Origin of the sequence: Saccharopolyspora sp. NPDC000359 (assembly GCF_040300525.1) — a bacterium.
In the GTDB taxonomy this organism is placed as follows: Bacteria; Actinomycetota; Actinomycetes; order Mycobacteriales; family Pseudonocardiaceae; genus Saccharopolyspora.
In genome coordinates, this window is sequence record NZ_JBEPDU010000021.1 from 61,041 (window position 1) to 81,464 (window position 20,424).

At 71.5% G+C, this 20,424-nt stretch carries 21 protein-coding genes; 12 read left to right on the forward strand and 9 right to left on the reverse strand.

Annotated elements, in window-relative coordinates; all coding sequences use genetic code 11:
- Window positions 1-38: 38 nt before the first annotated feature.
- Genes ABT324_RS15780 through kstD form a run of 3 tightly spaced genes read right to left on the reverse strand, consistent with a single transcriptional unit; the run spans window position 39 to window position 3,201 of the window.
- Window positions 39-392 carry a hypothetical protein gene (locus tag ABT324_RS15780; RefSeq protein WP_351176986.1) on the reverse strand — a complete coding sequence of 118 codons (354 nt, stop codon included), beginning with the start codon at window positions 390-392 and terminating at the stop codon, window positions 39-41.
- Window positions 392-1,528: a 3-ketosteroid-9-alpha-monooxygenase, oxygenase component gene (locus ABT324_RS15785; RefSeq protein ID WP_351176989.1), complete on the reverse strand. Its 1,137-nt coding sequence runs from the start codon at window positions 1,526-1,528 to the stop codon at window positions 392-394. The genes ABT324_RS15780 and ABT324_RS15785 overlap by 1 nt, the downstream gene beginning before the upstream one ends.
- Window positions 1,525-3,201 carry a 3-oxosteroid 1-dehydrogenase gene (gene kstD / locus ABT324_RS15790; RefSeq protein ID WP_351176992.1) on the reverse strand — a complete coding sequence of 559 codons (1,677 nt, stop codon included), beginning with the start codon at window positions 3,199-3,201 and terminating at the stop codon, window positions 1,525-1,527. The genes ABT324_RS15785 and kstD overlap by 4 nt, the downstream gene beginning before the upstream one ends.
- Window positions 3,202-3,343: 142 nt before the next feature.
- Here kstD and ABT324_RS15795 point away from each other — a divergent pair, with 142 nt between their 5' ends.
- The 11 genes from ABT324_RS15795 (at window position 3,344) to ABT324_RS15845 (ending at window position 12,762) form a co-directional block, all read left to right on the forward strand.
- Window positions 3,344-4,939, forward strand: coding sequence for an FAD-binding protein (locus ABT324_RS15795; protein WP_351176995.1), 1,596 nt, complete (start codon window positions 3,344-3,346; stop codon window positions 4,937-4,939).
- On the forward strand, window positions 4,926-5,714 hold the full coding sequence (locus ABT324_RS15800; RefSeq protein WP_351176998.1) for a 2-keto-4-pentenoate hydratase: 789 nt from the start codon (window positions 4,926-4,928) through the stop codon (window positions 5,712-5,714). The genes ABT324_RS15795 and ABT324_RS15800 overlap by 14 nt, the downstream gene beginning before the upstream one ends.
- Before the next feature lie 55 nt (window positions 5,715-5,769).
- Entirely contained in the window at window positions 5,770-6,663 is an 894-nt protein-coding gene (locus ABT324_RS15805; RefSeq protein ID WP_351177001.1) for an acetaldehyde dehydrogenase (acetylating), read from the forward strand.
- The gene (gene dmpG / locus ABT324_RS15810) at window positions 6,660-7,694 is read left to right on the forward strand and encodes a 4-hydroxy-2-oxovalerate aldolase (protein ID WP_351177004.1); all 1,035 of its coding nucleotides are present in this window, start codon (window positions 6,660-6,662) and stop codon (window positions 7,692-7,694) included. Before ABT324_RS15805 ends, dmpG begins: the two co-directional genes overlap by 4 nt.
- 55 nt (window positions 7,695-7,749) lie before the next feature.
- Entirely contained in the window at window positions 7,750-8,922 is a 1,173-nt protein-coding gene (hsaA, locus tag ABT324_RS15815; protein ID WP_351177007.1) for a 3-hydroxy-9,10-secoandrosta-1,3,5(10)-triene-9,17-dione monooxygenase oxygenase subunit, read from the forward strand.
- A complete protein-coding gene (gene hsaD, locus ABT324_RS15820; RefSeq protein ID WP_351177010.1) occupies window positions 8,919-9,776 on the forward strand; it encodes a 4,5:9,10-diseco-3-hydroxy-5,9,17-trioxoandrosta-1(10),2-diene-4-oate hydrolase in 858 nt (285 codons plus the stop codon). Before hsaA ends, hsaD begins: the two co-directional genes overlap by 4 nt.
- Before the next feature lie 28 nt (window positions 9,777-9,804).
- A complete protein-coding gene (hsaC, locus tag ABT324_RS15825) occupies window positions 9,805-10,704 on the forward strand; it encodes an iron-dependent extradiol dioxygenase HsaC (RefSeq protein ID WP_351177013.1) in 900 nt (299 codons plus the stop codon).
- On the forward strand, window positions 10,701-11,258 hold the full coding sequence (hsaB, locus tag ABT324_RS15830; protein WP_351177016.1) for a 3-hydroxy-9,10-secoandrosta-1,3,5(10)-triene-9,17-dione monooxygenase reductase subunit: 558 nt from the start codon (window positions 10,701-10,703) through the stop codon (window positions 11,256-11,258). Before hsaC ends, hsaB begins: the two co-directional genes overlap by 4 nt.
- Window positions 11,259-11,325: 67 nt before the next feature.
- The gene (locus ABT324_RS15835) at window positions 11,326-11,775 is read left to right on the forward strand and encodes a helix-turn-helix domain-containing protein (protein ID WP_351177019.1); all 450 of its coding nucleotides are present in this window, start codon (window positions 11,326-11,328) and stop codon (window positions 11,773-11,775) included.
- Entirely contained in the window at window positions 11,768-12,127 is a 360-nt protein-coding gene (locus tag ABT324_RS15840; protein WP_351177022.1) for a DUF4180 domain-containing protein, read from the forward strand. Before ABT324_RS15835 ends, ABT324_RS15840 begins: the two co-directional genes overlap by 8 nt.
- Window positions 12,124-12,762 (forward strand): formylglycine-generating enzyme family protein, encoded by a 639-nt coding sequence (locus tag ABT324_RS15845; protein ID WP_351177025.1) that lies wholly within the window; start codon window positions 12,124-12,126, stop codon window positions 12,760-12,762. The genes ABT324_RS15840 and ABT324_RS15845 overlap by 4 nt, the downstream gene beginning before the upstream one ends.
- An 18-nt stretch (window positions 12,763-12,780) precedes the next feature.
- Here the strand turns inward: ABT324_RS15845 and ABT324_RS15850 are convergent, their stop codons facing one another.
- Window positions 12,781-13,917, reverse strand: coding sequence for a steroid 3-ketoacyl-CoA thiolase (locus ABT324_RS15850; protein WP_351177028.1), 1,137 nt, complete (start codon window positions 13,915-13,917; stop codon window positions 12,781-12,783).
- Window positions 13,918-14,128: 211 nt separating this feature from the next.
- Here ABT324_RS15850 and ABT324_RS15855 point away from each other — a divergent pair, with 211 nt between their 5' ends.
- Window positions 14,129-15,355 (forward strand): cytochrome P450, encoded by a 1,227-nt coding sequence (locus ABT324_RS15855; RefSeq protein WP_351177031.1) that lies wholly within the window; start codon window positions 14,129-14,131, stop codon window positions 15,353-15,355.
- Window positions 15,356-15,822: 467 nt separating this feature from the next.
- Here the strand turns inward: ABT324_RS15855 and ABT324_RS15860 are convergent, their stop codons facing one another.
- Genes ABT324_RS15860 through ABT324_RS15880 form a run of 5 tightly spaced genes read right to left on the reverse strand, consistent with a single transcriptional unit; the run spans window position 15,823 to window position 20,369 of the window.
- Complete coding sequence (locus tag ABT324_RS15860) at window positions 15,823-16,266, reverse strand: nuclear transport factor 2 family protein (RefSeq protein ID WP_351177034.1); 444 nt, start codon at window positions 16,264-16,266, stop codon at window positions 15,823-15,825.
- Between the two features lie 31 nt (window positions 16,267-16,297).
- The gene (locus ABT324_RS15865; protein WP_351177037.1) at window positions 16,298-17,167 is read right to left on the reverse strand and encodes a TIGR03619 family F420-dependent LLM class oxidoreductase; all 870 of its coding nucleotides are present in this window, start codon (window positions 17,165-17,167) and stop codon (window positions 16,298-16,300) included.
- On the reverse strand, window positions 17,164-18,324 hold the full coding sequence (locus ABT324_RS15870; RefSeq protein WP_351177040.1) for a thiolase family protein: 1,161 nt from the start codon (window positions 18,322-18,324) through the stop codon (window positions 17,164-17,166). Before ABT324_RS15870 ends, ABT324_RS15865 begins: the two co-directional genes overlap by 4 nt.
- On the reverse strand, window positions 18,324-19,373 hold the full coding sequence (locus ABT324_RS15875) for a thiolase family protein (protein WP_351177043.1): 1,050 nt from the start codon (window positions 19,371-19,373) through the stop codon (window positions 18,324-18,326). Before ABT324_RS15875 ends, ABT324_RS15870 begins: the two co-directional genes overlap by 1 nt.
- Before the next feature lie 39 nt (window positions 19,374-19,412).
- Window positions 19,413-20,369: a Zn-ribbon domain-containing OB-fold protein gene (locus ABT324_RS15880; RefSeq protein ID WP_351177046.1), complete on the reverse strand. Its 957-nt coding sequence runs from the start codon at window positions 20,367-20,369 to the stop codon at window positions 19,413-19,415.
- Window positions 20,370-20,424: the final 55 nt, after the last annotated feature.

Consider the following 20,424-nt stretch of genomic DNA (forward strand, 5'->3'; position numbering starts at 1 on the left):
CGCGAGACGCGACTTCCCTCGGGATCAGGCATCCGATCTCAGTGGAACTCCGACGCCTGATCCCCGTTGGAATCGCCTCCGGTGGTGGGCAGCCGCCCGTCCTGGGCTGCGGCGGCGATGCTGCGCTGCAGGTCAGGGCAAGACTCGGCGACCTCACCCGGTTCCCGGGCGGCGAACTCCGTGCACTGCCGGACGTTTTCAGCGCTCCACTGGACGCTGGTGTGCTGAGGGCTGTTCTTCTTCGCCAGCACGCACGCCGCGCACCGCTCGCACTGGACCGGGCGCAGGCCGTCGCGCAGGTAGGCGTCGCGGTCCGCGGCCGTGCCCACGCGCACCGTGTCGCGCTGCTGCGGCCGGTCGGCGAGGTCCGGCGCCTTGGCCCAGCTGGACATCAGCTCCGCGCCTCCTTGCGCGCCAGGTTCTCCGCGACCTCGCGCTCCCACACCTCGTTGGCCCGGCTGGTGTCCACCTCGAACTCGAAGCGCGCCACCATGTCGTCGGTGACGTCCTCGACGTCCACGTAGAACTGCTCGTACCAGCGGCGCAGCTGGTAGACCGGGCCATCCTCCTCGCACAGCAGCGGGTTGTCGATGCGGGTCTTGTTCCGCCAGATCTCCACGTCCTGCAGGAAGCCGACACCGGTGTTCTTGGCGATCTTGGCGGCCAGCTTGTCGGCGTCGGCGTCGGAGAGCCCGGGCAGCTTCTTGACCAGCACCCCCCACTGCAGCACGAAGGAGTCCGCGGTGACCGGGTAGTGGCAGTTGATCAGGATCGTCTCGATCGCATAGCCCTTGTACTCGTTCTGCAGCCGGTCGATCATGTACGACGGGCCGTAGTAGGAGGCCTCCGAGCGGACCACGTTGTCGTCACCGGAGTAGCTGCCCGCGCCGATGTCCGGTCGGCCCTTGGTGGTCAGGTACTGGCTGGCCACGTGGCCCTCGAAGACGTTCTTGAAGTAGGTCGGGAACGCGAAGTGGATGTAGAAGAAGTGCGCCATGTCCACCACGTTGTCCACGATCTCGCGGCAGTTCGAGCCCTCGATACGCACCGAGTCCCAGGTCCAGTTGCTCCACTCGCCGGAGTGCACCTCGGGCAGCTCCGGGATGGTCACGTGCTCCGGTGGCGGGTTGCCCTGCGGGTCGTTCCAGACGAACAGCTGCTTGTTGCGCTCCATCGCCAGCCACGCGCGGGTGCGGGCCCGTAGCGGGATCCGCTTGGCGTAGGGGATCCCGGCGCAGCGGCCGTTGCCGGACCAGCGCCAGTCGTGGAACGGGCAGGCGATGGCGTTGCCCTTCACGGTGCCTTGGCTGAGGTCGCCGCCCATGTGGCGGCAGAAGGCGTCGAGCACGTTGAGCGCGCCGTCCTCGCCCTGGAACACCACGAGCTTGGTGCCGAACGCCTCCACCGGGTGCGGCTGGCCGTCCTTGAACCGCTCGGCCAGGCCCAGGCAGTGCCAGCCGCGCGCGAACCTGGTCGGTGGTGTGCCGACGTCGATGGTGCGCACTTCGTCGTTGCTTGCCGCGGTCATCTCGTCCCTCCCGCTCGTTCCGCGCCGGTCGCCAGGTGCCGCGCGGCGAGGTATCCGAACGTCATCGCCGGGCCGAGCGTCGCGCCCGGGCCCGCGTAGGTGTGCCCCATCACGGCGGAGCTGGTGTTTCCCGCCGCGTAGAGGCCGTCGATGGGCGTGCCGTCCTCGCGCAGGACGCGAGCGTGCACGTCGGTGACCAAGCCGCCCTTGGTCCCGAGGTCGCCCGGCACGATCTTCACCGCGTAGAACGGTGAGACCTCCAACGCCGCCAGGCTGGGGTTGGGCTTGTTGCGCGGATCGCCGTAGTAGTGGTCGTACCCGCTCGCGCCGCGCTGGAAGTCGGCGTCGACGCCGCTGCGCGCGAACCCGTTGAACCGCTCGACGGTGCTGCGCAGCGCATCGGCCGGGACGTCGATGCGCCCGGCCAGCTCTTCGAGGGTGGCGGCGCGGTGGATGGCGCCGTGCTTGTACCAGCGCCCGGGGAACGGTTGCCGCGGGCCGAGCCCGGCAAACATGTACCGGTTCCGGTAGCGCTGGTCGGCGATCAGCCAGGTCGGGATGTTGCGCACGGGGCCGTCGCCCGGGCCGTACATCGCGTGCACGGCGTCGACGTAGGGTGCCGCCTCGTTGGTGAACCGCTCGCCCGCGCCGTTGACCAGGATGCAGCCCGGCAGGGTGCGCTCGGCCAGGCAGAACCACGGTCCGCCGGGCAGCGGGATCGACGGTCCCCACCAGGCGTCGTCCATCAGCTCCACGGCGGCGCCGAGCTGCTGCGCGGCGAGGATGGCATCACCGGTGTTGGCCTTCGCGCCGACGGTCCACTGGGTGCCGATGGGGTCGCGCTGGTGCTGTTTGCGCATCACCTCGTTGTGTTCGAAACCGCCTGCTGCCAGCACGGTTCCCCACCGCGCGGTCAGCGTCCGGCGCTGCCCGCCGCGTTCCACGACGACGCCGGTCACCCGGCCGCCGTCCTCCTGCAGCTCGACCAGGGGCGTGTTCAGCCACACCGGGACCCCGGCGTCGCGCAACCCGGCCCGCAGGCCCGCGGCCAGCGCCTGGCCCCGCCCGAGCAGGCGTTGGCGGCGGGCGCGGGCGAGCAGCCAGCGCAGTCCGACGCGCACTGCGCGGAGGGGGCCGCGCGGGTGGCGGGCCAACAGGTTCAGCCAGCGGAAGTCGGCCTGGGTGACGACCAGGCCCGCCGGTGCCTTGCCGTAGTCGGGTTCCAGGTCGGCGAGCAGCTCGCCGAGCACCCGGCCGTCCAGCGGGGCCGGTTCGACGGACCGCCCGCCGAGCCGCCCACCGGGGGCTTCCGGGTAGTAGTCGGAGTAGTCGGGCACCCAGCGCATGCGCAGCGGCGTGCGCGGCAGCAGCTCGGCCAGCATCCGCGGCCCGGCGTCCAGGAACGCCTGCTGCCGCTCGACGCTGACCGCGTCGCCGACGATGTGGGCCAGGTAGTCGCGGGCCGACTCGGGGGTGTCGGCGATGCCCGCCCCGGCCAGGACGTGGTTGTTGGGGATCCAGACGCCGCCGCCGGACCGGGCGGTGGAACCGCCGAACTTGGCGGCCTTCTCCACCACGACCGCGTCCAGCCCGTGCAGCGCTGCGGTCAGCGCAGCCGCCATGCCTGCAGCTCCGCTGCCGACCACCACGACGTCGAACCTGTCCGCAGCCATCGCACCTCCTCGCGACCCTTCGCGATCCATACTGAAACATGTTATAGATTTATGCGCCAGTGGCGCTATGGTGTAGCCAGAAATCGAGCGGTTGTTCGTCCGGAGCCGTGAAGAGAACCTGTTTCAAACTGGTGAGGGTGCGATGGTCCAGCGCAGCACGTTGCACGCCGATGTGGTGATCATCGGCTTCGGCGCCGCCGGGGCCTGCGCGGCGCTGGAAGCGGCCCGCGCCGGGGCTCGTGTGGTGGTGCTCGACCGATTCGGTGGCGGTGGCGCGAGTCGGCTGTCCGGCGGTGTCGTCTACGCCGGGGGCGGGACGCGCGAGCAGCACGCCGCCGGGGTGTCCGACTCTCCCGAGGCGATGCTGGCCTACCTGCGGCAGGAGGTCGGCGACGCGGTCTCGGAGCGCACCCTGCGCCGATTCTGCGAGGGCAGCGCCGAGATGATCACCTGGTTGGCGCAGCAGGGCGTGCCGTTCGAGGGCAGCCTGTGCCCCTACAAGACCTCGTACCCGAGCAACCGGCACTACCTGTACTACTCGGGCAGCGAAGCCGCCGGGCGGTTCCGCGACGCCGCGCCCCCGGCCCCGCGCGGCCACCGGGCCAAGGGCCGCGGGACCTCGGGGAAGGTGCTCTTCGCCGCGCTGGCCGCGGCGGTGCGGCGCGCGGGCGTGCAGGTGCTGACCGAGACCCGGGCGCGGGAACTCGTCGTCGACGCCGACGGCCGGGTCCGCGCCGTGGACTGCGAGCGGCTGAGCGGAGCCGCCGCACGCGCGCACCGGGCGGTGAGCCGGGTGGCGGCGAAGCCGGGGCTCTACGTGCCGAAGCTGGCCAGGGCGCTGCACCGGCGCGCCGAACAGCTCGAACGCCGTGCGGAACCAATTCGGGTACACGCCGAGCGGGCGGTGGTCATCGCGGCCGGTGGTTTCGTGTCGAACCGCGAGATGATGCGGCGGCACGCACCGGGCTACCGCGCTGGTCTGCCGCTGGGCACCCAGGGCGACGACGGCAGCGGAATCCGGTTGGGGGAGGGGGTCGGCGGCGCCACGGCGAAGCTGGACCGGGTCTCGGCGTGGCGGTTCATCACCCCGCCGAGCGCGATGCTCGCCGGGCTGCTGGTCAACCGGGATGGTGCGCGCATCGGCGACGAGTCCCGCTACGGCGCGGCGCACGGCCAGGCGATCGTGGACGAGCACGGCGGACGCGGCTGGTTGCTGGTCGACCAGCGGGTGCGCGACGCGGCCAGGCGCCAGGTCCGCACCCAGACCGTGTGGTTCCAGCGGATGCAGGCCGAGTACCTGCTCGCCACCGCGGCCACCGGTGGCACCCTCGAAGCAGCGGCGCGCAAGGCGGGCATCGATCCCAGCGGGCTCAAGGCCACAGTGGACGCGCACAACGCGGCGGCGCGCGCGGGTAGGCCCGACCCGGCCGGGAAACCAGCGGACTTCGTGCGGGTGCTGGACCATCCGCCGTACGCGCTGCTGGACGTCTCGGTGCGGCCCAGCACGGCCTACCCGTGCCCGGTGCTGACCCTCGGCGGCCTGCGCGTGGACGAGGACACCGGGCAGGTGCTCGACGAGCGCGGCAACCCGGTCGCCGGGCTGTACGCGGCCGGGCGGTCGGCGGTCGGGATCTGCTCGAACTCCTACATCAGCGGGCTCTCGCTGGCCGACTGCGTCTTCTCCGGCCGCCGCGCCGGACTCCACTCGGTGAAGGAGCTGACCGATGCTGACCGCTGAAGCGCGCACCGAGATCGCGCAGCGTCTCTGGGCCGCCGAGGTGCACCGCGCCCCCATCCCGCCGCTGGTGGAGACCCACCCGCAGCTCGACCCGGGGGACGCCTACCGGATCCAGCTGCTCAACGTGCAGCGCCGCGACGAACCGGTGGTGGGGCACAAGGTGGGCCTGACCTCGCCGGTCATGCAGCAGATGATGGGCGTCTCCGAGCCCGACTACGGCCACCTGTTGGCGAGCATGCGGCTGGCGGAGTCCGAGCCCGTCCCGGTCTCGCGCTACTGCGTGCCGCGGGTGGAGGTGGAGGTTGGGTTTTTGCTCGGCGCGGACCTGCCCACCGAGTGCACCGAAGCCGACGTGCTGGCGGGCACCGAGGCGCTGGTCCCGGCGATCGAGCTGATCGACAGCCGGATCGCGGACTGGCGGATCAGCCTGGTGGACACCATCGCCGACAACGCCTCTTCGGCGGGTTTCGCCCTCGGTGCCGCGCGCACCGCCCCCGGGGACGTCGACCTCCGGGCGATCGAGGCGACCCTGCTGTGCAACGGCGAACCGGTCGAGCGCGGCCGCTCCGACGCGGTGCTGGGGAACCCGGCGACGGCGGTGGCCTGGCTGGCCCGCACGGTCGCGGTCCACGGCGTCCGCCTCCGCGCGGGCAACGTGGTGCTCCCCGGTTCGTGCACCCGGGCGGTCGACGTGGCACCCGGCGACCACTTCCGCGCCGACTTCCGGTGCGGCGAAGACGAATTCGGCTCCGTGGAGCTGTCGTTCCGGTCGTGAGCGGGGATGGTCGATCTTGCCACCACCCCCACTCACGACGAAGAGAGGAGGCCGCATGGGCAAGGTCCCCGCTGCCATCGTCGGGTCCGGCAACATCGGCACCGACCTGCTGCACAAGCTGACCCGCTCCGCGCACATCGAACCCCGGTGGATGATCGGCGTCGACCCGGCCAGCGAGGGCCTGCGCCGGGCCGCTGACCTGGGAGTCGAGACCAGCGCCGAAGGCGTGGACTGGCTGCTGGACCACCACCGGCCCGGTGTCGTCTTCGAGGCCACCTCGGCGGGCGTGCACCGGGCCAACGCGCCCCGCTACGCCGAGGCCGGGATCCGGGCCGTCGACCTCACCCCGGCCGCGGTCGGGCCGTACGTGGTGCCACCGGTGAACCTCGACCAGCACCTCGACGCGCCGAACCTGAACCTGATCACCTGTGGCGGTCAGGCCACCATCCCGATGGTGCACGCGGTCTCGCGGGTGGTCCCCGTCGAGTACGCCGAGATCGTCGCCTCGGTGGCGTCGGTGTCGGCCGGACCGGGCACCCGCGCCAACATCGACGAGTTCACCCGGACCACCAGTACCGGGATCGAGGTGCTGGGCGGAGCGCGGCGCGGCAAGGCGATCATCGTGCTCAACCCGGCCGACCCGCCGGTGATCATGCGAGACACCATCTTCTGCGCCATCCCCGCCGACGCCGACACCGACGCGGTCGCCGCCTCCATCGGGCGGATGGCGACCGAGATCGCCGAGTACGTGCCCGGCTACCGGCTGCTGGTGGAGCCGCAGTTCGACCCGCCGTCGCCCGCCACCGGCGGGATGGCCCGGGTGGCGATCTTCGTGGAGGTCGAGGGCGCGGGCGACTTCCTGCCGCCCTACTCCGGCAACCTCGACATCATGACCGCCGCCGCGGTGCGGGTCGGCGAGCAGCTCGTGCGGAAGGAGGCAGTGCGATGACCGGTCTGCCCAGCACCTACTCGGACGCGCTCGACGTGCGCATCACCGACACCTCGTTGCGGGACGGTTCGCACCACAAGCGCCACCAGTTCACCGCGACCGAGGTGCGCGACATCGTCGCGGCGCTGGACGGCGCGGGCGTGCCGGTGATCGAGGTGACCCACGGCGACGGGCTCGGCGGGTCGTCGTTCAACTACGGCTTCTCCCGCACCCCGGAGCAGGAGCTCATCACGATCGCCGCGGAAACCGCGCGGCGCGCCAAGATCGCGGTGCTGATGCTGCCCGGTGTCGGTGTCAAGGACGACATCGTGGTCGCGCGTGACAACGGTGCCTCGGTGTGCCGGATCGCCACCCACTGCACCGAAGCCGACGTGTCGGTACAGCACTTCGGCTTGGCGCGCGAGCTGGGCCTGGAGACCGTCGGGTTCCTGATGATGGCGCACTCGCAGCCGCCGGAGGTGCTGGCCGCCCAGGCGCGGACCATGGTCGACGCGGGCTGCCAGTGCGTCTACGTCGTGGACTCGGCTGGTGCGCTGGTGCTGGAGCAGGTCGCCGAGCGGGTCGCCGCGCTGGTGGCGGAAGTGGGCGACCAGGCGCAGGTCGGGTTCCACGGGCACGAGAACCTCGGTGTCGCGGTGGCCAACTCGGTCGCCGCGGCGCGCGCCGGAGCGGTGCAGATCGACGGCAGCGCGCGGCGCTTCGGTGCCGGGGCGGGCAACACGCCGGTGGAGGCGTTCGTCGGGGTGTGCGACAAGCTCGGCATCCGCACCGGGGTGGATTTCTTCGCCATCGCCGACGCCGCCGAGGACGTGGTGCGACCGGCGATGCCGGAGGAGTGCCTGCTGGACCGCTCGGCGCTGATGATGGGCTACGCCGGGGTGTACTCCAGCTTCCTCAAGCACGCCACCCGACAAGCCGAGCGCTATGGCGTCAGCGAAGCCCAGCTCCTGGTCAGGGCCGGCGAGCGGAAACTCGTTGGCGGCCAGGAGGACCAGCTCATCGACATCGCCCTGGAGCTGCGACGGGGTTGAGCTCAGCGACAGCGTACGAGAACATGTTCTAGCCTGTGTGGGAACGGGAGCGCCGATGAAGGACAGTCGAGCAGTCGTGGACCGGGTGCGGGGCCTGCTGCCGGACCTGCGGGAGCGCGCGCAGCGGGCCGAGGAGCTGCGCCGGATCCCGGACGAGACCATCGCGGAGTTGCAGGAGATCGGGTTCTTCGCGCTGCTGCAACCGGAGCGCTACGGCGGTTTCGAGGCCGATCCGCTGGATTTCTACACCGCGGTCAAGCTCCTCGGCAGCGCCTGCGGGTCGACCGGCTGGGTGGCCTCCATCCTCGGGGTGCACCCGTGGCACCTCGCGTTGTTCCCGCAGCAGGCGCAGGACGACGTCTGGGGTGCGGACCCGGGCACCCGCATCTCCTCCTCCTACGCGCCGATGGGCAAGGCCAAGGTCGTCGACGGCGGCTACCGGCTCACCGGGCGCTGGAGCTTCTCCTCCGGCTGCGACCACGCGTCGTGGGCGTTCGTCGGCGGCCCGGTGGAGGACGACGAGGGCAAGCCGGTCGACTTCTGCACCTACCTGCTGCCGCTCGGCGACTACCGCATCGAGGACGTCTGGGACACCGTCGGCCTGCGCGGCACCGGCAGCAACGACATCGTGGTGGACAACGCGTTCATTCCGCAGCACCGGGCGCTGAGCTTCCTGGCGATGTCGCGGGGCACCTGCCCAGGGCACGAGGTCAACTCCGCGCCGCTGTACCGGATGCCGTGGGGCACGGTGCACCCGTCGACCATCACCGCGCCGATCATCGGGATGGCCCAGGGCGCCTACGACGCGCACGTCGAGCACCAGGTCAAGCGGGTCCGGGCGGCGTTCGCGGGGGAGAAGGTCAGGGAGGACCCGTTCGCCAAGGTGCGCATCGCCGACGCGGCCAGCGAGATCGACGCGGCCTGGCTGCAGCTGACCCACAACCTGGCCGAGGAGTACGAGCTGGCCAAGGCGGGTGAGGAGATCCCGTTCCCACTGCGGCTGCGCGCCCGCCGCGACCAGGTTCGCGGCACCGCGCGGGCGATCTCCGCGGTGGACCGCCTCTTCGAGAACTCCGGCGGCCGCGCGCTGTGGTCGGGCACCCCCATCCAGCGGTTCTGGCGGGACGCCCACGCCGGTCGCGTGCACGCCGCCAACGACCTCGAACGCGCCTACCTGATGTTCGGTTCCGGCGAGTTCGGCCAACCGGTGAAGGACACGATGGTATGACCACCTTCGACAGCACCAGCCGGACCGCGGAGCTGCCGTCCGGGCTGACCCTGCACTACCACGAGGCGGGCGACCCGGCGGCGTCCACTGTGGTCATGCTGCACGGCGGTGGCCCGGGTGCCTCGTCGTGGAGCAACTTCGCCCGCAACATCCCGGTGTTCGCCGAGGACTTCCGCACCATCGCGGTGGACCAGCCGGGGTTCGGCCGCTCCGCCAAGCCCACCGAGCACGGCCAGTACTTCACCCACAGCGCCTCGGCGCTGCTGGAACTGCTCGACGAGCTGGGCGTGGAGCGGGCGCACCTGCTCGGCAACTCGCTCGGCGGTGGCACCGCGGTGCGTTTCGCGCTGGACCACCCGGACCGCGCGGGGCGGCTGGTCCTGATGGGGCCGGGTGGGTTGAGCCTGAACGTGTTCGCGCCCGACCCGACCGAGGGCGTGCGCAAGCTCAGCGCCTTCGCCGCGCCACCCGGGCCGAGCAAGGAGAAGCTCGCCGACTTCCTCCGGACCATGGTCCACGACCAGTCGCTGATCACCGACGAGCTGGTCGAGGAGCGCTACGCCGCCGCCGCCACGCCGGAGTCGCTGGCCGCGATGCGCGCCATGGGCGCCTCGTTCATGCAAGCCGACACCTTCGAGGAAGGCCTGCTCTGGCGGGAAGCGCACCGGCTGCGGCAGCGCGTCCTGCTGGTCTGGGGGCGCGAGGACCGGGTCAACCCGCTGGACGGCGCGCTGCTCGCGCTGAAGCTGATCCCGCGCGCGCAGCTGCACGTGTTCGGCCGCTGCGGGCACTGGGCCCAGCTGGAGAAGTTCGCCGAATTCAACCGGATCGCCAAGGACTTCCTGCTCGACTGAGCCCTTGGCACGTGGGAGGAGGCCCGCTGTGGGCATTCGTTCGCTCGGCTACCTGCGCATCGAAGCCACCGACGTCGAGGCCTGGCGGGTGTTCGGGTTGAAAGTGCTCGGCCTGGTCGAGGGCAGCGGACCGGACCCGGACGCGCTCTACCTGCGGATGGACGACTTCCCGGCCCGGCTGGTGATCCTGCCTGGCGAGCAGGACCGGTTGGAGTCCTCCGGCTGGGAGGTCGCCACCGAGGCCGAGCTGGACGAGATCAAGAAACGGCTGGAAACCGCGGGTGTCCCGTACGAGGACGGCACGCCTGAGGAGCTGGCGGACCGGCGGGTCAACGGGCTGATCCGGTTCGCCGACCCCTCCGGCAACGGGCTGGAGGTCTTCCACGGGGTGGCGCTGCAGCACCGCCGCGTGGTCAGCCCCTACGGCCACCGGTTCGTCACCGAGGAGCAGGGGCTCGGGCACGTGGTGCTGTCCACCCACGACGACGCCGCCGCGCTGAGCTTCTACCGGGACGTGCTGGGCTTCCGGCTGCGCGACTCGATGCGGCTGGCCCCGGAGCTGGTCGGCCGACCGGCCGACGGGGAACCGGCCTGGCTGCGGTTCTTCGGCTGCAACCCGCGCCACCACAGCCTGGCGTTCCTGCCGATGCCCACGCCCAGCGGCATCGTGCACCTGATGGTCGAGGTCGCCGACGTCGACGACGTGGGGCTGGCGCTGGACCGCGCGCAGCGGCGGAAGGTGCCGCTGTCGGCGACGCTGGGGCGGCACGTCAACGACCTGATGCTGTCGTTCTACATGAAGGCGCCCGGCGGTTTCGACGTGGAGTTCGGCTGCGAGGGCCGCCAGGTCGACGACGAGGACTGGATCGCCCGCGAGAGCACCGCGGTCAGCCTGTGGGGCCACGACTTCAGCGTCGGCGCCCGATGAGCGCAGGGCAGGTCGTGGTGGACCAGGCCGCGTTCCGGCGGGTGCTCGGGCACTTCGGGACCGGGGTCGTGGTGATCACCGGGGTGGACGGCGCGCGGCCGGTGGGCTTCGCCTGCCAGTCCTTCGCCGCGCTGTCCCTGGACCCGCCGCTGGTGCTGTTCTGCCCGGCCCGCACCTCACGCGCCTGGCCGGTGCTGGAGCGCGCGGGCCGGTTCTGCGCGAACGTGCTGTCGGAGTCGCAGCAACCGGTGAGCACGGTGTTTGGCCGCAGCGGCGAGGACAAGTTCGCCGGGGTGCCCTGGACCCCGGCGCCGTCCGGAGCCCCGGTGCTGGCGGGGGCGCTGACCTGGGTGGACTGCCGGATCGAGGAGGTGCACGCAGGCGGCGACCACCACATCGTGGTCGGCCGGGTCGAGGCCCTCGGCGAGCTGACCGGCGAGCGCCCGCTGCTGTTCTACCGCGGGGCGTACGCGGGCCTCGGCCCGACGGCGCAACCACCACCCCCGGACCTCGAAGCCTTCCTCACCGGCCTGCACCCCGACGACTGGATGTAGCCGAGGCGACCGCAGCCCATACCCTTTCATTACGCATCGTTCCCTGTATGAGGTATCTTGGGGAGCGATGGCGGAGGAAATGTACTCAGTGGAGCAGGTTGCGGCGCTCCTGGGGCTGCACGTGCGGACGGTGCGCGGCTACATCCGGGGTGGACGGCTCAACGCGGTCCGGATCGGGAAGCAGTACCGCATCTCCCGGTCAGACCTGGAGGCGTTCACCGGGCAGGCGGCACCGGCCGAGCCGGTCGGGCCCACCTCGGTGGAGGTGTCGAGCATCGTGCAGGTCGACGGCGTCGACCGGGGCACCGCCGACCGGCTGGGCACGCTGGTGCTGGCCGGGGTGAACACCGCTCGCGGGTCGTCGAGTCCGCTGCGCGTCCACACCGCCTACGACGAGGAGCGGCACCGGTTGAAGGTCGTGGTGCTCGGCGGTGCGGGGGACACCGCCGAGGTGCTTCGCCTGCTGGATGCCGTGCTCGAAGGCGGACTGCACCCAGAGGAGGCCGGGGATGGCTGATGTCGTGGAAGAGCGGGCTGGCGTTCAGGTGCTGGTGTGCGACTCGGACGGGCCGGAGGTCTCGACCGTGCAGGACGCCCTGGACCTGATCGGCGCGTCCTACGGCGGCGAGGCGGTGGCGCTGCCCGCTGCGCGCCTCGACGCGCGGTTCTTCGACCTGCGCAGCGGTTTCGCCGGTGAGGTGATGCAGAAGTTCGTCAACTACCGCGTGCGGCTGGCGATCCTCGGCGACATCTCCGCGCACCTGGCGGCCAGCTCGGCGCTGCAGGCGCTGGTCCGCGAGTCCAACCGGGCCAACCACGTCTGGTTCCTGCCCGACCTGCCCGCGCTCGACGCCCGCCTGGCCGCGTGATCGAGGTCCCCGCGGGGCGGGTCACCTTGCGGGACGAGGGTGCGCGGACCAGCTGGGAGGTCGACGTGGCAGCTTTCCAGCTGGCCGAGCACCCGGTGACCCGCGAGCTCCACCTCGGCGCGGCGCAACCGGGTTCGCCGGGCAGGCCGGTGACCGAGGTGTCGTGGCTCGACGCGATCAGGTTCTGCAACCGGCTCTCGCGGGAGCACGGGCTTGATCCGTGTTACGCGATCCCCGAGGACCGGGACGGGGTGGGGGTGGTGTGTGACTGGTCGGCCGACGGCTACCGCCTGCCCTCCGAGGCGGAGTGGGAGCACGCGTGCCGCGCGGGGAGCTCCGAGGTCCGCTACGGGGAGCTGGACGAGATCGCCTGGTACCGCGGGAACTCCGGCGAACGGGTGCGCGAGGTCGGTGCCAAGGAACCGAACTCGTGGGGGTTGCACGACATGATCGGCAACGTCTGGGAGTGGTGCTGGGACCTGTACGACCCGGCGCGTTACGGGCCCTACCGGGTGTTCCGCGGCGGAGGCGCGTTCGACCCGCCCCGCGGCTGCCGGGCGTCCTGCCGCCGCAGGAGCCACCCGACGTTCCGCGTGGACGACCTGGGCTTCCGCCTGGCCCGCCGGGGCCCGTGAGCGCGGTTGTCCGGGGCGTCAGCGCAGGCGCTCGATGATGGTGCCGGTGGCCAGCGCGCCGCCCGCGCACATGGTGATCAGGGCCGTGCTGGCGTCGCGGCGTTCGAGTTCGTGCAGTGCCGAGGTGATCAGGCGGGCGCCGGTGCTGCCGACCGGGTGGCCCAGGGCGATCGCGCCGCCGTTGACGTTGACCCGGTCCAGGTCCGGTTCGTGCACCGCCGCCCACGACAGCACCACTGAGGCGAACGCCTCGTTGACCTCGAAGAGGTCGATGTCGCCGATCTTCATCCCGCTGAGCTCCAGCACGCGCTGGGTCGCCTGCACCGGCCCGTCCAGGTGGTAGTAGGGCTCGCCGCCCACCAGGCACTGCGCGACGATGCGGGCGCGGGGCCGCAGGCCCAGCTCGGCCGCTCGGTCGACGTCGGCCAGCAGCACCGCGGCAGCGCCGTCGGAGATCTGCGAGGACGTTCCCGCCGTGTGCATCCCGTCCGCCAGCACGGGTTTCAGCCCGCCGAGGGCCTGCATGCTGGTGTCGCGCAGCCCTTCGTCGCGGGTGACCGGCTCGCCGTCGGGGACCTGCACCGGCACGATCTCGCGGTCGAACCGCCCCTCCTGCCAGGCGGCCTGGGCGCGCTGCTGGGAGCGCAGGCCGAAGGCGTCGAGGTCCTCGCGGCTCAAACCGCGCCGCGCCGCGATCCGGTCGGCCGCCTGGTACTGGTTCGGCAGGTCGATGTCCCACGAGTCCGGTCGCGGCATGCCGACGTCCGCGCCGAGGTTGCTGCGCAGCGGCACCCGGCTCATCGCCTCCACGCCGCAGGAGATCCCGAGGCGCACCGCGTCGGCGGTGATCAGCCCGGCGACCAGGTGCGTGGCCTGCTGCGCCGAGCCGCACTGCGCGTCGACCGTGGTGCAGCCGACCTGGTGCGGCAGCCCGGAGTGCAGCCACGCGGTGCGGGTGATGTTGTTCGACTGCTCGCCGGCCTGCGTGACGCAGCCGCCGATCGCCTGGTCGACCTCGGAGCCGTCGAGGCCGGTGCGCTCCAGCAGGCCGCGCTGGGCGGCGCCGAGGATCTCGGCCGCGTGCAGTCCGGAGAGGCGTCCGCGGCGCTTGCCGATCGGGGTGCGGACCGCCTCCACGATCACCGGGTTGCCCACCTGGTCCTCCCTTCGGGCGACAACGTCGATCAAAATTAGAACACGTTCCTATTGTTCGGCAAGGGCGGTTTTCGCCGGGTCGGTTCGGTGGTTCCGGAACTGGCTCGGTGCTGGCTGAGTTACAGGGGTTTACCAAACCTGGTCGATGTGCTTCTCTCAATCGTAGAACTCGTTTCACTTCTTGATCGGATTCCCCGCTTAGGAGGCAGCCGTGGTCGCACCGCGCATTCCGGAGGGCTTCGACTTCACCGATCCTGACCTGCTCGCCGAACGGCTTCCGCTGGCCGAGTTCGCCGAGCTCCGCAGCACCGCTCCGGTGTGGTGGAACGACCAGCCCGACCGGTGCGGGGGCTTCGACGACGGCGGGTTCTGGGTGGTCAGCAAGCACGCCGACGTCAAGGAGGTCTCCCGGCGCTCCGACATCTTCTCGACCCGGGAGAACACCGCGATCATCCGGTTCAACGACGGCATGACCCGCGAGCAGATCGAGCTGCAGCGGTTCATCATGATCAACATGGATCCGCCGCAGCACACCAAGGTGCGCCAGATCGTGCAGCGCGGGTTCACCCCGCGCGCCATCAAGAGCCTCGAAGCGGCACTGCGTGAGCGGGCGCAGCGCATCGTCACCGAGGCGCGCACCGGCGGCAGCGGGGACTTCGTGACCGACGTGGCCTGCGAGCTGCCGCTGCAGGCGATCGCGGAACTGCTCGGCCTGCCGCAGGAGCACCGCCGGGAGATCTTCGACTGGTCCAACCAGATGATCGGCTACGACGACCCCGAGTACGACATCCAACCGGAGATCGCGGCCGCGGAAATGCTCGGCTACTTCAGCAAGATGGCCGAGCAGCGGCGCGGCTGCCCGATGGACGACATCGTGACCAAGCTGGTGCAGGCCGACATCGACGGCAACGCGCTGACCGACGACGAGTTCGGGTTCTTCGTCATCCTGCTGGCGGTGGCGGGCAACGAGACCACCCGCAACGCGATCACCCACGGCATGCTGGCCTTCCTGGACAACCCGGACCAGTGGGAGCTCTACAAGCGCGAGCGGCCGAAGACCGCGGCCGACGAGATCGTCCGCTGGGCGACCCCGGTGGTGGCCTTCCAACGCACCGCCCTGGCCGACACCGAGCTGAGCGGGGTGCCGATCAAGCAGGGCCAGCGAGTCGGGCTGTTCTACAGCTCGGCGAACTTCGACCCGGAGGTCTTCGACGAGCCGGAGCGCTTCGACATCACCCGCGACCCCAACCCGCACGTCGGGTTCGGCGGCACCGGAGCCCACTTCTGCCTCGGCGCGAACCTGGCGCGCCTGGAGATCGACCTGATCTTCAACGCGATCGCCGACCACATGCCGGACATCAAGCGCACCGGCGAACCCCGCCGCCTCCGCTCCGGCTGGCTCAACGGCATCAAGGAGGTCCAAGTCCAGTACTCCTGACCCGGCCTCCCGCGATCCCCGGGGAGGTCGGACGTCTGATCTCCCCCGGAATCGAGCAGAACCCGACGCGCAGCCGGCATGTCGGCACCCGACACGCCGGTGGTGCACAGTTTCAGTTGAAACTGTAACCGTCCCCATCCCTCCGACGACGCGTCACCACTCTTGCGCGCCCGAAGTGAAGACACCCCCACCGGCCCAGTCGGAGAAGGGTGTCCTTCATCGGCGCCTGCGATCGGCGCTGGGTGCCGGTGGGAGCGGTTTCGGTGCTTGCCCGGGGTCGCAGTTTCAATTGAAACTGCGAATCATCCGGCGACTCGCCTGTGGGGCCGGTGAGATCACCTCAATGGGAACTGCGGATCACCCGGTGCCCGGGCGGCATGTCGGTGTACGACTCGGCCGAGGGGCAGTGCGGTGGGATCACCTCGGGTCAGCCTGTGGCGGACGGGCGGCGTGGTGGAGGGCTGGTATCACTCCGCCCTGCGGAGGGTGTTGAGGGCCCTGTCGAACTCCCAGAAAGCCCGCATGGATCGGATCAGGCCTGATTCGTCGACGTGGTAGACGAAGACGCCCTCGGCGTCCATCGCGTTGCCGTCCGGGAGGTACGTCGAGATGTGGCCGACGTTGGCCACCTCCCGGCCCGCCGCGAAGGAGTCGTGGATGTGGAACTCGATGCGGTCGGCCTGGGCGATCGCCAGGTCCCAGAACGCCGCGATGCCGTCGTGCCCGTGGTGACCGCAGCCGTCCGGGTCGAAGACCGACGGCCCGACCGGGTCCTCCACCACTCCGTCCGGGGCGAACAGGGCCACCCACTCGTCCTTCGCGCCGCGCGCCACCGCGCTCATCGACCTCAGCGCCGCATCGCGGGCCGGGTGCGGCTCCGTGTTGGCCGACCAGTGCACGCCCTCGACCATGACTTCCTCCCATCGGTCGCGCGGGTGGACCTCAGAACTCGCCGATCACCTGGTCGGCGAACCTGCGGATGGAGTCCTGCTTGGTGCGCAGGTCGGCGTCGAAGCCGTGGCCGTCGAACAGCCACGGGACCACGATCGCGTCCGTCACGCCGATCTCGGCCTGCTCGCGGTAGCCGCTGACGCCGAACCGGTCCACGCACACCGCCTGGACCTCGAACGGCACCTCCGACCGGCCGAAGGAGGCGCGCAGCTCGGCGAGGCGGTCGATGGTGGTGCGCAGCTCCTCCAACGTCATCATCGCCGAGGCCCAGCCGTCACCGACCCGGGCGGCCCGGCGCAGCGCGGCGTCGGTGTGCCCGCCGACGTAGATCGGCACCGGGTGAGCCGGGGCCGGGCTCATCTGCAGGCGGTCGAAGTCGAAGAACTCGCCGTGGTACTCGACCATCCCGCCGCCGAGGATCAACCGCAGCACCTCGATCGCCTCGTCCACGCGCGCACCGCGCTTGGCGTACGGCGCGCCGCACCACTCGAACTCCTCGGGCGCCCAGCCGAGGCCGATGCCGAGCCCGAAGCGGTCACCGGTGAGCGTCGCGACCGACGCCAGCTGCCGGGCCAGCAGCACCGGGTTGCGCGGCCCGAGCTTGAGCACCGAGGTGTAGAAGCGCAGCCGCGAGGTGACCGCGCCCATCGTCGCCGCGGCGATCAGCGGGTCCGCCCACGGGGTTTCGGCGTCCCACATCCGGGAGCCGTCCGGGGTGTACGGGTAGGCCGCGGAGACCTGCTCGGAGTAGAACAGCGAATCGGGCAGCGCGACGGCGGCGAAGCCGCACTCCTCCGCGGTGCGGGCCAGCCCGGTGAGCTGGTCCAGCGGGCTCATCGCCACGGACAGCGTGAACTTCATCGTTCCCCCGGTTTCCGGGTGCCGACCACCCACATCGAGAAGTACTGGGAGCCACCGCCGTAGGCGTGGCCGAGCGCGGTGCGGGCACCGTCCACCTGGTGCTCGCCCGCCTTGCCGGTGACCTGCATGGCGGCCTCGGCGAAGCGCAGCATGCCGGAGGCGCCGATCGGGTTGGACGAGAGGACCCCGCCCGAGGGGTTCACCGGCAGCCGCCCGCCGAGCGCGGTGTCCCCGGCTTCGGTGAGCTTCCAGCCCTCGCCCACGGGGGCGAAGCCCAGGTTCTCCAGCCACATCGGCTCGAACCAGGAGAACGGCACGTAGATCTCGGCGACGTCCACTTCGGACAGCGGGTCGGTGATGCCCGCCTGCCGCCACAGCGCCGCTGCGGCGTCCCGCCCGGCCTGCGGGTTGACCTGGTCGCGCCCGGCGAAGGTGGTGGGTTCGGTGCGCATCGCGGTGGCGTGGATCCAGGCCGCGGACCGACCGGCGGCGCTCTCGTCGGTGATGACCACCGCGCAGGCCCCGTCGGAGGACGGGCAGGTCTCGTCGTAGCGGATCGGGTCCCACAGCACCTGCGAGGCCAGCACCGACTCCAGCGTGATCCCGCCCTGCTTGAGGTGCGCGTACGGGTTGCGCGCGCCGTTGCGCCGGTCCTTCACCGCCACCACCGCGCCGATGTGCTCGGGCGCGCCGGAGCGGCGGATGTAGGAGCGCACGTGCGGCGCGAAGTAGCCGCCCGCGCCCGCGCCCACCGGCATGGTGAACGGCGGCAGGATCGACAGCGCCCACATCGCGTTGGACTCGGACTGCTTCTCGAAGGCCACCGCCAGCACCCGCCGGTGCACCCCGCCCTGCACCAGGCTCGCCGCCACGTTGGCCGTCGACCCGCCCACGGACCCGGCGGTGTGCACCCGCAGCAGTGGTTTTCCCGTCGCACCGAGGGCGTCCGCCAGGTGCAGCTCGGGCATCATCACGCCCTCGAACAGGTCTGGTGCCTTGCCGACCACCACGGCGTCGACGTCCGGCCAGTCCAGCCCGGCGTCGGCCAGCGCGCGTTCGGCGGCCTCCCGGCACAGCCCGGCGATCGAGACGTCGAGGCGCTTGCTGGTGTGGTGCGTCTGGCCGGTCCCGACGACCGCCGCCAACCGCTTGCCCATCAGGACCTTCCCTCCATCACGCAGACCAGGTTCTGCTGCAGTGCCGGGCCGCTGGTGGCGTGCGCCAGCACCCGCTGCGCCGCGCCGGACATCACGCGGGAGGCGGCCTCGCCGATGCGGGCCAGCCCCGCGGCGAACATCGGGTTGCCGCACAGCGCCCCGCCCGAGGGGTTGACCACCACGTCCGCACCGAGACCGATCGCCTCGCGCAGCACGATCTCCTGGTGGGTGAAGGGAGCGTGCAGCTCGGCCAGCTCGACGCCACCGGCCCCGGCGGCTTGCGCGGCGGCGGTGGTCGACGGCGACCGCAGCAGGTCGCGGGCTCCGAGGCTGCCGGACTCCACGCGGTGCTCCAGACCGGTGATCCACGCCGGGTGCTCGTGCAGCTCACGTGCTCGTTCCGCGCTGGCGAGCACGACCACGGCGGCACCGTCGGTGATCGGCGCGCAGTCGTGCTTGCGCAGCGGGTCCGCGACGTAGGGTTCGGCGAGCAGGTCGGCCACCTCGAACCGGCCCGAGACCTGCGCGCTGGGGCCTGCGGTCGCGCGGCTGCGGGCGGCGACCTCGGCCATGTCCCGCTCGGTCCACGCGCCGGAGTCCAGGCCGAGCCGGGCCTGCAACCCGGCGATGCTCACCGAGTCGGGCCACAGCGGCGCCGCGGTGTACGGGTCGAGCTGGAGGGCGAGGGTCCGGCGCAGGTCCCCGGCCGAGGACTTGCCGAAGCCGTAGACCAGCGCGGTGTCGACCTCGCCGGTGCGGATCTTCACCCACGCCTCGTACAGCGCCCACGCCGCGTCCATCTCCACGTGCGACTCGTTGATCGGGGGGAAGGCGCCGATGGCGTCCACCGCCGCGATGAACGAGAACGCCCGCCCCGCCAGGTAGTCCGACGATCCGGAGCACCAGAACCCGATGTCCTCGGTGGCCAGCCCGGTGCTGTCGAGCACCTCCCGGAAGATCGGGACGAGCATCTCGACCCCGTTGGTGGTGCCGTGGGTGGCGCGCACGTTCGGTGCTTGCGCGAACCCGACGACGGCTACGTCTGCCACGGTGCACTCCTCGGCGTTCTGGGGAGGGTCACGGCCCTCCTAGAGGTGGTGGGCGTAGGACTCGAACGGCGCATCGGGCTCGCCGGTGGGCCGGAAGTGGTCGATGTTCTGCAACGAGTACTCCCACTCCTCGCGGGGCTTCCACTGCGCGCGCACCCGCATGCCCATCCGCACCTCCGCCGCCTCGCAGCCCAGCACCAGGTGCAGGAAGGCGATGTCGGCGCCGTCGAGCAGCACGTAGGCCGACACGTACGGGGGTGTGATGCGCTGGCCGAGGAACGGGACGTTGACGATGCAGAAGGTGGTCACGATCCCGGTGTCGGGCAGCTCCACCTCCTCCTCGGTGGGCACGCCGTCGGTGGGGCAGGCACCGCGCGGTGGGACGTAGACCTTCCCGCACGCCGGGCAGCGCTGGCCCAGCAGCCGCCCCTCGGCGAGACCGCGCAGGTAGCGGCTCTCCTCGGGCGACGCCGAGTGCTGGTAGCGCAGGTGCACGGGCGCGGTGATCGTGGAGACCGGCTCGGGGTCGGCCACCGGGGCGGCGGGGGAGTCGCCGACCGGTTCGAAGCAGGCGATGTCGCGGATCCCGTTGCCGAGTTCGGCCGACCACCGGACCTGCACCCGCATGCCGGTGCGGATGTCCTCGGGTGAACCGACGTCCACGGCGTGCAGCAGGGGGGTGTCCGCGCCGTCGAGCCGCACCAGGGCCCAGGCGAACGGGTGCTGGAGCGGCTGACCCTCCAGCGGTTGCGGCATCCACGACCAGCTGAGCACGGTGCCCTGGGTGCCGACCGGGACGAACTCGTCGAGCGCGGCGGCGGTGTCCGGGTCGTACTCCACGGGTGGCACGTGCACCCGGCCGTCGCTGCCGCGCACGCCGACGATGCGGCGGCCGCGCAGTTCGGTGGCGAACCGGCGGTGGACCGGTCCGAGGGAGCGGGTGTAGTCGAAGCCGACTTCGAGCGGTGCGCTGAGTGGTTCGGAGAGCCCAGTCACGACTCGAAGTGAAACATGTTCTCGATTTTGGGGCAACATGCGGGCAGGATGGGCG

What these genes read in the sequence shown, in the direction of transcription:
- ABT324_RS15780 (WP_351176986.1), bottom strand. Translation starts at nt 392, where the DNA reads ATGTCCAGCTGGGCCAAGGCGCCGGACCTCGCCGACCGGCCGCAGCAG.
- ABT324_RS15785 (WP_351176989.1), bottom strand. Translation starts at nt 1,528, where the DNA reads ATGACCGCGGCAAGCAACGACGAAGTGCGCACCATCGACGTCGGCACA.
- kstD (WP_351176992.1), bottom strand. Translation starts at nt 3,201, where the DNA reads ATGGCTGCGGACAGGTTCGACGTCGTGGTGGTCGGCAGCGGAGCTGCA.
- ABT324_RS15795 (WP_351176995.1), top strand. Translation starts at nt 3,344, where the DNA reads ATGGTCCAGCGCAGCACGTTGCACGCCGATGTGGTGATCATCGGCTTC.
- ABT324_RS15800 (WP_351176998.1), top strand. Translation starts at nt 4,926, where the DNA reads ATGCTGACCGCTGAAGCGCGCACCGAGATCGCGCAGCGTCTCTGGGCC.
- ABT324_RS15805 (WP_351177001.1), top strand. Translation starts at nt 5,770, where the DNA reads ATGGGCAAGGTCCCCGCTGCCATCGTCGGGTCCGGCAACATCGGCACC.
- dmpG (WP_351177004.1), top strand. Translation starts at nt 6,660, where the DNA reads ATGACCGGTCTGCCCAGCACCTACTCGGACGCGCTCGACGTGCGCATC.
- hsaA (WP_351177007.1), top strand. Translation starts at nt 7,750, where the DNA reads ATGAAGGACAGTCGAGCAGTCGTGGACCGGGTGCGGGGCCTGCTGCCG.
- hsaD (WP_351177010.1), top strand. Translation starts at nt 8,919, where the DNA reads ATGACCACCTTCGACAGCACCAGCCGGACCGCGGAGCTGCCGTCCGGG.
- hsaB (WP_351177016.1), top strand. Translation starts at nt 10,701, where the DNA reads ATGAGCGCAGGGCAGGTCGTGGTGGACCAGGCCGCGTTCCGGCGGGTG.
- ABT324_RS15835 (WP_351177019.1), top strand. Translation starts at nt 11,326, where the DNA reads ATGGCGGAGGAAATGTACTCAGTGGAGCAGGTTGCGGCGCTCCTGGGG.
- ABT324_RS15840 (WP_351177022.1), top strand. Translation starts at nt 11,768, where the DNA reads ATGGCTGATGTCGTGGAAGAGCGGGCTGGCGTTCAGGTGCTGGTGTGC.
- ABT324_RS15860 (WP_351177034.1), bottom strand. Translation starts at nt 16,266, where the DNA reads ATGGTCGAGGGCGTGCACTGGTCGGCCAACACGGAGCCGCACCCGGCC.
- ABT324_RS15865 (WP_351177037.1), bottom strand. Translation starts at nt 17,167, where the DNA reads ATGAAGTTCACGCTGTCCGTGGCGATGAGCCCGCTGGACCAGCTCACC.
- ABT324_RS15870 (WP_351177040.1), bottom strand. Translation starts at nt 18,324, where the DNA reads ATGGGCAAGCGGTTGGCGGCGGTCGTCGGGACCGGCCAGACGCACCAC.